The organism is Neisseria sp. P0009.S007 (assembly GCF_051962515.1).
Window position 1 is genome coordinate 1 of sequence record NZ_JBQCVF010001316.1, and the last position, 233, is coordinate 233.

At 45.5% G+C, this 233-nt stretch carries 1 protein-coding gene; it reads left to right on the forward strand.

Features of this window, described 5'->3' with window-relative positions:
* On the forward strand, positions 1 to 159 hold a 159-nt coding region (locus tag ACTHS3_RS18750), incomplete at its 5' end, for a DUF1294 domain-containing protein (RefSeq protein WP_440368920.1).
* Between the last annotated feature and the right edge of the window lie 74 nt (positions 160 to 233).

The window sequence follows — 233 nt, forward strand, 5'->3', positions numbered from 1 at the left end:
CCCGGCGCATTGGTTGCGCGCGCCGCGTTCCGCCACAAAACCAAGAAAGTTCCTTTTGTTCAGATTTTCTGGCTGACAGTGGCAATAAATGTTGCCATTACCTATGCCCTGCTGATACATTACGCCGATAATCCTCTGACGAATTTTCTGAAAAACTAAACTGAAACAAAGGAATATCATGTCTTTTGCATTTTTCTTCCCCGGTCAGGGTTCGCAAAGCCTCAATATGATGG